Raw genomic sequence first — 11904 nt, 5'->3', positions numbered from 1 at the left:
ATGACGGCACCCTCAAGCGCGACAAAGGGGCTGGGCTCACGTGTCCACTGATGAGAAGACGCTGACGTACCTCAAGCGTCTCACCACCGACCTCCGCGAGACCCGCCAGCGTCTGCGAGAAGCGGAGGCGAAGGACCACGAGCCGATCGCGATCGTGGGGATGGGCTGCCGCTACCCGGGTGGTGTGTCGTCTCCCGAGTCCCTGTGGGAGCTCGTCGACTCGGCCGGCGACGGGATCACCGGGTTCCCGGCCGACCGTGGCTGGGACCTCGAGGCCCTGTTCGACCCGGACCCGGATCGTGCGGGCACCTCGTACGCGCGGGAAGGCGGTTTTCTGCATGACGCGGCCGAGTTCGATGCGGAGCTGTTCGGTATTTCGCCGCGTGAGGCCCTGGCGATGGATCCGCAGCAGCGGTTGTTGCTGGAGACGTCGTGGGAGGCGCTGGAGCGGGCCGGAATTGATCCGTTGTCGTTGCGTGGTTCGTCGACGGGTGTGTTCGCGGGGCTGATGTACCACGACTATGCGTCGCGGTTGCAGGTCGCTCCGGGGGAAGTCGAAGGCTTTCTCGGGAACGGGAACGCGGGCAGCATTTTCTCCGGCCGTATCGCGTACGTCTTCGGGTTCGAGGGGCCCGCGGTGACGGTGGATACGGCGTGTTCGTCTTCGTTGGTGTCCCTGCATTGGGCGTGTCAGGCGCTGCGTTCGGGGGAGTGTGGGATGGCGTTGGCCGGTGGTGTCACCGTCATGTCGACGCCGTCGACGTTCGTTGAGTTTTCGCGGCAGCGGGGTCTGGCCTCGGACGGCCGTTGTAAGTCTTTTGCGGATAGTGCGGACGGGACGGGGTGGGCCGAGGGTGCTGGGGTGGTGGTCCTGGAGCGGCTGTCCGACGCGCGGCGCCTGGGGCATCAGGTGCTGGCGGTCGTACGTGGGAGTGCGGTCAATCAGGATGGTGCGTCGAATGGGTTGACGGCGCCGAATGGTCCGTCGCAGCAGCGGGTGATTCGTCAGGCGTTGTCGTCGGCGCGGCTTTCGGCGTCCGAGGTGGACGTTGTTGAGGCGCATGGTACGGGTACGCGGCTGGGTGACCCGATCGAGGCGCAGGCGTTGCTGGCGACGTATGGTCAGGCGCGGTCCGAGGACGAGCCCTTGTGGCTGGGTTCGGTGAAGTCAAACATCGGCCATACGCAGGCTGCCGCTGGTGTCGCTGGTCTGATCAAGATGGTGATGGCGCTGCGTGCGGAGCGGTTGCCGCGGACGCTGCACGTGGATGAGCCTTCGGCGCAGGTGGACTGGACGGCGGGTGCTGTGCAGTTGCTGAGGGAGGCTCGTAGGTGGCCGAAGGGGGAGCGTCTGCGCCGAGCGGGTGTCTCGTCCTTCGGGATCAGCGGCACCAACGCGCACATCATCGTCGAGGAAGCGCCCGAGCTCGAGCTCCAGCCCGAACCTGACGTGGCCGAAGATCCGCCTTCGGGGCAGCGGCTACCGGTGGTGCCGTGGGTGCTGTCGGGCCGGAGCGCGCAGGCGGTGCGGGCGCAGGCCGGACGCCTGGCCGAGTCTGCCAAAGAGCAGGACTGCTCCGGTATCGACTTGGGTCTGTCGCTGGCGACGTCGCGTGCTGTGCTCGATCACCGTGCTGTCGTGCTGGGCGGGAATCTGGAGGATTTGCGTTCGGGTGTCGCCGAGCTGGCCGAGGGCGGCACTGCCGTGGTGTCCGGCGTGGTGTCGGAGGGGCGTACGGGCTGGATGTTCACGGGGCAGGGTAGCCAGCGGCTTGGTATGGGCCGTGAGCTGTATGGCGTGTTCCCGGTGTTCGCGAAGACCCTGGATGAGGTGTGCGGTTTTCTGGACGCGGAGCTTGCGGGTGAGCCGGGTTTTGAGGTCCCGGTGCGGGAGGTGTTGTTCGCGGCGGAGGGTTCCGCGGAGGCGGCTCTGCTGGAGCAGACCGGGTATGCGCAGACGTTGCTGTTCGCGGTGCAGACCGCGCTGGTGGAGTTGCTGCGTTCCTGGGGCATGGGACCGGACGTGGTGTTGGGCCACTCGGTGGGTGAGTTCGTCGCCGCGTATACGGCGGGTGTGTTCGAGCTGGCGGATGCCGCGCGGTTGGTGGCGGGCCGTGCCCGGTTGATGCAGGCGCTGCCTGCGGGTGGTGCGATGGCGGCGGTTGAGGGTGAGGAGTCCGAGGTCTCCGAGATTCTGCGAGGACTGCCGGACTCGCAGCGGGTGGCGGTTGCGGCGGTGAACGGGCCGACGTCGGTGGTGGTTTCCGGTGACGAGGATGCGGTCGAGCGAGTGATGGAGGTTGCGCGGGAGCGGGGCCGTCGGGTGTCCCGGCTGCGGGTGAGTCATGCGTTCCACTCGCCGTTGATGGAGCCGATGCTCGCGGAGTTCGCCGACATCGCGTCGACCCTCACCTACCGGCAGCCGAGTCTCCCGGCGGTGAGCACGGTTACGGGTGAGCTGGTGGACGAAGGGGGTTGGGCGACTGCTGACTACTGGGTGCGGCAGGTCCGTCGACCGGTTCGCTTCCACGATGCTCTTGAGAACGCCACCGGTCCACAGAGTGTCAGTCGGCTGCTGGAGGTCGGTCCGGATCCGGTGCTGGCCGCGCTGGCTAAGGCGGCTTCGGACGTGACTGTGGTGTCGGCCCTGCGTAAGGGGCGGCCTGAAGCCGAGACCGTGTTGGCTGCCGTGGCCGAGGTGTTCGTGCGTGGCGCGAAGGTCGACTGGGCGGCAGTCTTCGCCGGGACGGGCGCGCGACGGGTGGACCTGCCGACGTACGCGTTCCAGCGGCAGCGGTACTGGCTTGAGGCTTCCCGGCCGGTCACCGACGCTCGTGGCTTGGGCCTGGGCGCGGCTGAGCACCCCTTGCTTGGCGCGGCGGTGACCGTTGCCGGATCGGACGCGGTGCTGCTGACCGGGCGGCTCTCGGTCCCATCGCACCCGTGGCTGGCTGATCACGCTGTGGCGGGCTCGGTGCTGGTGCCGGGCACGATGTTCGTTGAGCTTGCGGTGCAGGCTGGCGAGCGGGTCGGCTGCGAGCGGGTCGAGGAACTGACGCTGCAGGCACCGCTGGTGCTGCCGGAGCAGGGCGCGGTGCAGGTGCAGCTCAGCATCGACAGTGCCGAGGGTACGGAGGAGGGCCGACGCGCAGTGCGCGTCTACTCGCGCCCGGAGGACGCGGCGGTCGAGGAGCCGTGGATTCTGCATGCCACGGGGACTCTCATCTCTGGTGGGGCTGTCGGTGATTGGGATCTGGCCGTGTGGCCGCCTGTCGGTGCGGAGCAGGTTCCGGTGGAGGGCCTGTACGAACGGCTCGCCGGTGGTGGCCTGGTGTACGGTCCGGCTTTCCGTGGTCTGCGGGAGGTCTGGCGGCACGGCGAGGACCTGTTCGTAGAGGCGGCTCTGCCCGAGTCGCTGTCCGGTGATGCGGCGGACTTCGGTCTGCACCCGGCACTGCTGGACTCCGTGCTGCACGCCTTGGGGCTGGGGGACCAGGTCGGCGAGGGAGCGGTGCTGCCGTTCTTGTGGTCGGGTGTGTCGTTGTCGGCGGTCGGTGCGGCCGCGGTGCGGGTGCGGCTGTCCGTGGGGGGATCTGGCGAGGTCGCCCTGCAGATCGCCGACGCTACGGGTGTTCCGGTGGCCGAGGTGGAGTCGCTGGTACTGCGGCCGGTGTCGACCGCGGATTTGGCTGCCGCGAACTCCCCGACTCGGGACAGCCTGTTCCGCCTCGACTGGATCCCCGCACCCGCACCCGCCCCCGCGCCCGGCGAAATCGGCGGGTCGGGTACTGCCTGGGCCGTACTCGCCGAGACCGATGAGTGGCGCGACGCGGGTGTTCCGGTGACCGGTTATGCCGATCTGGCCGCGCTGACCGCCGCGCTGGATGACGGTTCCGCCGTCCCGGACACCGTCGTGCTTCCGCTCCGCTCCACAGACGTCGAGGTCACCGACGCGGTGGCCGGTGTGCTGGCCGTGGTCCGCGAATGGCTGGCTGAGGAGCGTTTTGCGGGGTCGCGGTTGGTGGTGTTGACGTCGGGTGCGGTGGAGGTGGCCTCGGCCGAGGACGGTGCTCGCGATGTGCTGGATCTCGCTGGTGCTGGGGTGTGGGGTCTGGTGCGTTCGGCGCTCAGTGAGCATCCGGGGCGGTTTGTGCTGGCCGACGTTGATGGTGCGCGGGAGTCGTATGAGGCCCTGGCTGTCGGCCTCGCCGGGCTGGGTGCGGACCAGGTCGCCGTCCGTGAGGGGCGGGTGTGGCTGCCGCGGCTGGTGCGGATGGCTTCGGGCGGGGTGTTGGAGCCTCCGGTGGGTGTGGGTTCGGCATGGCGGTTGGACATTGTGGCCAAGGGCCAGTTGGACGGCGTCGCGCTGGTGCCCGAGGAACCCCAGGCGCTGCGCCCCGGCCAGGTGCGCGTGGGTGTGCGTGCGGCGGGGGTCAACTTCCGGGATGTTCTCAATGTGCTGGGGATGTATCCGGGGGACGCTGGTCGGCTCGGGCATGAAGGTGCCGGGGTTGTGGTGGAGGTCGGTCCGGGTGTGGACGACTTCGCTGTGGGTGACCGGGTGATGGGTCTGCTGGACGGGGGGTTCGGGCCGTCGGCGGTGGCGGATGCGCGGATGTTGGCGCGTATGCCGGGTGGTTGGTCGTACGAGCAGGCGGCGTCGGTGCCGATCGTGTATCTGACCGCGTACTACGCGCTGGTCGATCTGGCGGGTCTGGGTGCCGGTGAGTCGGTGTTGATTCATGCCGCTGCTGGTGGTGTGGGTATGGCGGCGGTGCAGTTGGCTCAGCATCTGGGTGCGGAGGTGTTCGCGACGGCGAGTCAGGGCAAGTGGCCGACTGTTCGTGGGCTGGGTGTTGCGGCTGATCGTATTGCTTCGTCGCGTACGACGGAGTTCGAGCAGGTTTTCTCTGCGGCGACGGGTGGTGTCGGGCTGGATGTGGTGTTGGACTGCCTGGCTGGGGAGTTCGTGGATGCGTCGTTGCGGTTGACGCGGCCGGGTGGTCGGTTTGTGGAGATGGGCAAGACCGATATTCGGGATGCGGGTGAGGTGGCTGATGCTCATCCGGGGGTGATGTATCGGTCGTTTGACGTGATGGATGCGGGTCCTGAGCGGATCGGCGAGATGCTGGCGGCGTTGTTGGGGTTGTTCGAGAGTGGTGTGCTGCGGCCGGTTCCGGTCACGGCGTGGGACATTGCCCGGGCTCCGGAGGCGTTGCGTTTCCTGGGGCAGGCGAAGCATGTCGGCAAGGTTGTGCTGACCGTGCCGGTGCCGTGGGGTGAGCGTGGCACGGTGCTGGTGACCGGCGGTACGGGTGGTCTCGGCGCGGTCGTGGCCCGGCACTTGACCACGGAACACGGGGTGCGGGACCTTTTCCTGCTCTCCCGGCGCGGGCCCGACGCGCCGGGGGCGGGTGAGCTCGAACGGGAGTTGACCGCTCTCGGTGCGCGGGTGACGATCCGCGCGTGTGATGTCAGCGACCGGCAGGCGCTGGCGGATGTGTTGGGTGCGGTCCCCGACGATGCCCCGTTGAGGGGCGTGGTGCACACCGCTGGGGTGCTCGACGACGGGATGATCGCGGAGCTGACTCCGGAACGGCTTGCCGGGGTGCTGGCGGCAAAGGCCGATTCCGCCATTCATCTGCACGAACTCACCGCGGACCGTGATCTGGACGCGTTCGTCCTGTTCTCCTCCTTCGCGGGTGTGGTGGGCAATGCGGGCCAGGCGGCCTACGCCGCGGGCAACGCGGTGCTCGACGCCCTCGCGGTATCCCGGCGAGCCCAGGGGCTCCCGGCTGTGTCGCTGGCGTGGGGCATGTGGGAGAACTCCGAAGGCATGGGCGGCCGACTCGGCGAAGCCGACCTGAGCCGGATGCGGCGCCAGGGCTTCCCGGCCCTGGGGACCGACTACGGGCTGGCCCTCCTCGACATCGCCCTGCGGATCAACGAGCCGGTGGTGGTGCCGGTCGCCCTACGGACCTCGGCACTCGCCGCGGTACGCGACAGCGTGCCCGCCGTGCTGCACGGACTCGTCCCGGCGATGCGGCAGCGCCGGACCGTCGACGGGCAGGTTGCCGCCGTCGGCGGCGGCGAGCTGGCCCGCCGCCTGCGCGGACTGCCCGCCGCCGAGCAGGACCGGCTGCTGCTCGGCCTCGTACAGACCCAGGTCGCCGCGGTGCTGGGGCACGCGTCGGGCGCGGCGGTCGATGCCGGGCGGGCGTTCAAGGACCTCGGCTTCGACTCGCTGACCGCGGTCGATCTGCGCAACCGCCTCACCACCGCGACCGCCGTCCAGCTGCCCGCCACCCTGATCTTCGACCACCCGAACCCCGCCGCGCTGGCGGACCACCTGCGTACGCGGGTCCTGGGCGCGGTGGTCGAGCAGACCGCTTCGCCCGTCCGGAAGACGGCGATGTCCGTGGACGACGACCCCATCGTCATCGTCGGCATGGGCTGCCGGTATCCGGGTGGCGCGACCTCGCCGCAGGCGCTGTGGGACCTGGTCGACTCGGCCGGTGACGGTTTCTCCTCGCTGCCCGCCGATCGTGGTTGGGACCTGCGGACGCTGGTCGACACGACTGGCGTCAGTGGTGGCGGATTCGTACCGGACGTGGCGCGGTTCGACGCCGAGCTGTTCGGGATCTCGCCGCGTGAGGCGCTGGCGATGGATCCGCAGCAGCGGCTGCTGCTGGAGACCTCCTGGGAGGCGCTGGAGCGGGCCGGGATCAGCCCCCTGTCGCTGCGCGGCTCGGCCACCGGCGTGTTCGCCGGGGTGTCTGCGAACGGGTACGGCGGGAACATGCACGAGCCGGAGGGAGAGACGGAGGGCTATCTCCTGACCGGCAGTACCCCGAGCGTCGCATCGGGCCGTCTCGCCTACTCCCTCGGCCTTGAGGGCCCCGCGGTGTCGGTGGACACCGCCTGCTCGTCGGCGCTGGTGGCGCTGCACCTCGCGGGCCAGGCGCTGCGGGCGGGCGAATGCGACCTGGCCTTGGCCGGCGGCGCGACGGTGATGGCCACCCCGGGGATCTTCCTGGAGTTCTCGCGGCAGGGCGGGCTGGCCGGGGACGGTCGGTGCAAGTCCTTCGCGGAGGCCGCGGACGGTACGGGGTGGGCCGAGGGTGCTGGCGTACTGGTGCTGGAGCGGCTGTCCGACGCGCGGCGCCTCGGGCATCCGGTGCTCGCGGTCGTACGCGGCAGTGCGGTCAATCAGGACGGCGCATCGAATGGTCTGACGGCGCCGAACGGTCCGTCGCAGCAGCGGGTGATCCGGCAAGCCCTCGCCGCCGCCGGGACAGCGCCGTCCGAAGTGGACGCGGTCGAAGCCCACGGCACCGGTACCACGCTCGGCGACCCGATCGAGGCGCAGGCACTGCTCGCGACCTATGGGCAGGACCGCGACGGTGCCGAGCCGCTGTGGCTGGGCTCGGTGAAGTCGAACATCGGGCACAGCCAGGCCGCTGCCGGCGCGGCCGGGCTGATCAAGATGGTGATGGCGCTGCGCGAGCAGCGGCTGCCGCGGACGCTGCACGCCGACGAACCTTCGTCGCATGTCGATTGGGACTCCGGTGCGGTACGGCTGCTGACCGAGGCCCGCGCGTGGCCTCGAGGCGGCCGCCGCCCGCGCCGGGCGGGTGTCTCGTCCTTCGGTATCAGCGGGACCAACGCGCACGTGATCATCGAGGAGGCCGGGGAAGCTCCCGAGATCGAACCGGCCATGGGCGGCGAGCGGCCGACCGCGGAGCCGGCCGTCGTGCCGTGGGTGCTCTCCGGCCGGACCGCGGAAGCCTTGCGCGCGCAGGCTGGGCAGCTGGCGGCCTTCCTCGACGAGCAGGACGCCGCTCCCGCCGATATCGGGTTGTCTTTGGCGGCCACGCGCGCGGTGCTCGACCACCGTGCCGTCGTACTCGGCACCGACCGGGACACCCTGCGCGCACAGGTGACCGCTCTGGCCGGCGCCGATCCGACCGTGGTGTCCGGAGTGGCGGCCGAGGGGCGTACGGCGTGGATGTTCACAGGGCAGGGGAGCCAGCGGCTCGGCATGGGCCGTGAGTTGTACGGTACGTTCCCCGTGTTCAGGCGGGCCCTGGATGAGGTCTGCGGCCACCTGGACGCCGAGCTGGCGGGCAGGCCGGGCTTCGAAGCCCCGGTACGCGAGGTGCTGTTCGCGGCGGAGGGTTCGGCGGAGGCAGCTCTGCTGGACCGTACCGGCTACGCCCAGAGCGGACTGTTCGCGGTGCAGGCTGCGCTGGTGGAGTTGTTGCGGTCGTGGGGCATGGTGCCGGATGTGGTGTTGGGCCACTCGGTGGGTGAGTTCGTCGCGGCGTACGTGGCGGGTGTCCTCGAGCTGGCCGATGCCGCCCGTTTGGTGGCGACTCGGGGCCGGTTGATGCAGGCATTGCCCGCAGGCGGTGCGATGGCGGCGATCGAGGCCGACGAGGCTGAGGTTGTCGAGATCCTGGAGGTGCTTTCCGGGGGCGAGCCCGTCGCGGTCGCGGCGGTCAACGGCCCGACGTCGGTGGTGGTTTCCGGCGGCGAGGAGGTGGTCGAGCGGGTGATGGCGGTCGCGCGGGAGCGGGGTCGGCGGGTGTCTCGGCTGCGTGTCAGCCATGCGTTCCACTCGCCGCTGATGGAGCCGATGCTCGCGGAGTTCGCGGATGTCGCGGCGGGCGTGACCTACCGGCAGCCGGTGCTCACGGCCGTGAGCACAGTCACGGGCCAGCCGCTCGCCGACAGCGACTGGACCACCCCCGCCTACTGGGTTCGTCAGGTGCGCGAGCCGGTCCGCTTCCACGACGCCCTCCGGACAGCCGCCGGTGAACAGGCGGCGACCCGGCTGCTCGAAATCGGCCCGGACCCGGTGTTGACCGCGTTCGCGCGGTCCGAAGCAGACACTGCGGTTTCGGTGCTGCGCAAGGGGCGCGAAGAGGCCGGGACCGTGTTGGGTGCCGTGGCCGAGCTGTTCGTACGAGGCGTCACGGTGGACTGGCCCGCTGTCTTCGCCGGGACCGGTGCGCGGCGAGTGGATCTGCCGACGTATGCGTTTCAGCGGCAGCGTTTCTGGATGGGGTCCGTCCGGCCGGGCACCGATGCGAGCGGCTTGGGTCTGGGTGCGGCGGGGCATCCGTTGTTGGGTGCTTCGGTTGCGGTGGCGGGTTCGGATGCGGTGTTGCTGACGTCGCGGTTGTCGGTGCGGTCGCATCCGTGGCTGGCTGATCATGTGGTGGCGGGTTCGGTGTTGGTGCCGGGTACCGCGTTCGTTGAGCTTGCTGTGCAGGCGGGTGACCGGGTCGGCTGCGACCGTGTAGAAGAGCTGACGCTCCGGGCGCCGCTGGTCCTCCCGGAGGACGGCGCCGTTCAGGTGCAGATCGGCATCGACGCGCCGGAGCCCGGCGAGGTGCGGCGCACCCTGCGCGTCTACTCCCGCCCGCAGGACGCCGACGCCGAGCAGCCGTGGACCTTGCACGCCACCTGCACCCTCACGGCCGAGCGTGCCGCCGCCGACTGGGACCTGAGCGTCTGGCCGCCTGCCGGTGCGGAACCGGTCGCGCTGGACGGGCTCTACGAGCGACTGACCGGTGCCGGTCTGGCCTACGGACCCGCGTTCCAGGGGCTTCTGAGCGTATGGGCTCAGGACGGTGACCTGCTCGTGGAGGCCGCCTTGCCGGAGGAGGTGGCCGCGGACGCGTCGGCGTACGGTCTGCATCCGGCGCTGCTGGACACGGTGCTGCACGCGCTCGGGCTCCAGAACCCGGACGCCGAGAGCGCGATGCTGCCGTTCCTCTGGTCCGGCGTGTCGCTGTCCGCCGTCGGCGCCCCCGCCGTGCGGGCCCGCCTGTCGCCGCGAGGGACCGGCGAGTACGGGCTACGGCTGGCCGACGCCGCTGGTCAGCCGGTGGCCGAGATCGACTCGCTGGTGCTGCGACCGGTTTCCGCAGCAGACCTCGCCCGGGCGGGTTCCGCGCCCACGGACGGTCTGTTCCGGTTGGACTGGCTTTCCGCGCCGGCTCCGGCCGAGCCGGGCGAACTCGGCGACTGGGCCGTCCTCGGCACCGATGCGCAGACCGAGGACGGGTGGCGCGCCGCCGGTGTCGCGGCGACCGGCTACCAGGATTTGGGAGCGCTGACCGCCGCCGTGGCCGGGGGCGCTGCGGTTCCCAGCACGGTGGTCCTGCCGGTGGTGGCGAATTCTGGTGATCTCATTGGTCGGGTTGCTGGTGTGCTGGCGGCGATGCGGACGTGGCTGGCTGAGAAGTGTCTGGCGGATTCGCGCCTGGTGGTATCGACCACGGGGGCGGTCGCGCTGGATGCTGCTGCCGACGCGAGTGAGCTGGATCTCGCGAGTGCGGGTGTGTGGGGTCTGGTGCGGTCGGCGATCAGCGAGCACCCGGGCCGGTTCGTGTTGGCCGATGTGGACGGCGAGCGGGACTCCTACCGGGCCGTGGCGGCGTACGCGGCCGAATCCGGGGAGAGCCAGTTCGCGGTGCGTGAGGGGCGGATCCGGCTGCCCCGGGTCGTACGGATGGCCGTTCCCGCCACGGACGAGGACGTCCCGGTCACACGCTGGGACGAGGGCACGGTGCTGGTGACCGGTGGCACGGGTGGTCTGGGTGCGGTGGTGGCCCGGCATCTGGTGACCGCCCATGGTGTCCGTGATCTGTTGTTGCTTTCCCGGCGTGGTGTCGGGGCGCCGGGTGCGGAGGAGTTGCGTGATGAGCTGACCGGGCTGGGTGCGCGGGTGACGATTACTGCCTGTGATGTGAGTGATCGGGCGGCGCTGGCCGGTGTGCTGGACGCGGTCCCTGAGGGTGCGCCTCTGAGGGGCATCGTGCACACCGCTGGTGTACTTGATGACGGGGTGATCGCTGGTCTGACGCCGGAGCGGTTGGCCCGGGTGCTCGCGGCGAAGGCGGAGTCGGCGGTGCATCTGCACGAGTTGACGGCCGACCGTGATCTGGCCGCGTTCGTCCTGTTCTCGTCGATTGCCGGTGTGGTGGGCAACGCGGGTCAGTCGGCGTATGCGGCGGGTAACGCGGTGCTGGACGCGCTGGCGGTGTCCCGGCGGGCTGGGGGGCTCGCCGGGACATCGCTGGCGTGGGGTATGTGGGAGCAGGCCGAGGGCATGGGGGGCCGGTTGAGTGAGGCGGACATCGCCCGCCTTCGGCGTCAGGGATTTCCACCGCTCTCTACCCAGGACGCGCTCGCCCTGCTGGATGCCGCTCTGCAGGTCAACGAGCCTGTCACACTACCGATGGGGCTGCGGACCAGCGCGCTTGCCGGGCGGCGGGACACGCTGCCCAGCGTGCTGCGCGACCTTGCGCCCGCCACCGAGCAGCGACGATCCGTCGGCCATGCCACGGCCGCCGGCGAAGCGGGAGCGGCCCACCGACTGAAGGAGCTTTCGCCCGCCGAGCGGGACCGGATGCTGCTCGACATGGTGCAGACTTCCGTCGCCGCCGTGCTCGGCCACGCCTCACCCGCGTCGATCGATCCGACACGCGCGTTCAACGACCTCGGCTTCGACTCGCTGACCGCGGTGGACCTGCGCAACCGGCTCAGCTCTGCCACCGCCCTGCAACTGCCCGCCACCCTCGTCTTCGACCACCCCACGGTCCTGTCCCTGCGGGACTACCTGCGGGCGGAGTTGGTGCCGGAGGACGACGGTGGCGCCGGATTCCTCTTCGGGGAACTCGAAAAACTCCAGTCGACCCTGGCCGAGACGGTGCCCACCGACGAGGCCATCCGCGCCGAAGTCGGCGCCAAGCTGCAGAAGCTGCTGGCCGTATGGGCCGAGAGCGACGGCGGCCCGAAGACACGGGCGGGCACCGAGGAGATCGACGACGCGACCGACGACGAGCTGTTCTCTCTGGTGGACGGCAAGCCATGGGCGAACTGAGCCCCGCG

At 70.4% G+C, this 11904-nt stretch carries 1 protein-coding gene; it reads left to right on the top strand.

Translation table 11 applies throughout. The features are described 5' to 3' along the window. Nucleotides 1–40 precede the first annotated feature (40 nt). Nucleotides 41–11896, top strand: coding sequence for a type I polyketide synthase (locus HYQ63_RS01040; protein WP_179932062.1), 11856 nt, complete (start codon nucleotides 41–43; stop codon nucleotides 11894–11896). Nucleotides 11897–11904 lie beyond the last annotated feature (8 nt).

The organism is Streptomyces sp. Rer75 (assembly GCF_013414305.1).
Taxonomy (GTDB): domain Bacteria; phylum Actinomycetota; class Actinomycetes; order Streptomycetales; family Streptomycetaceae; genus Streptomyces; species Streptomyces himastatinicus.
Note: the sequence above shows the minus strand (reverse complement) of the source record. Positions and strands in the feature narration are given on the sequence as shown.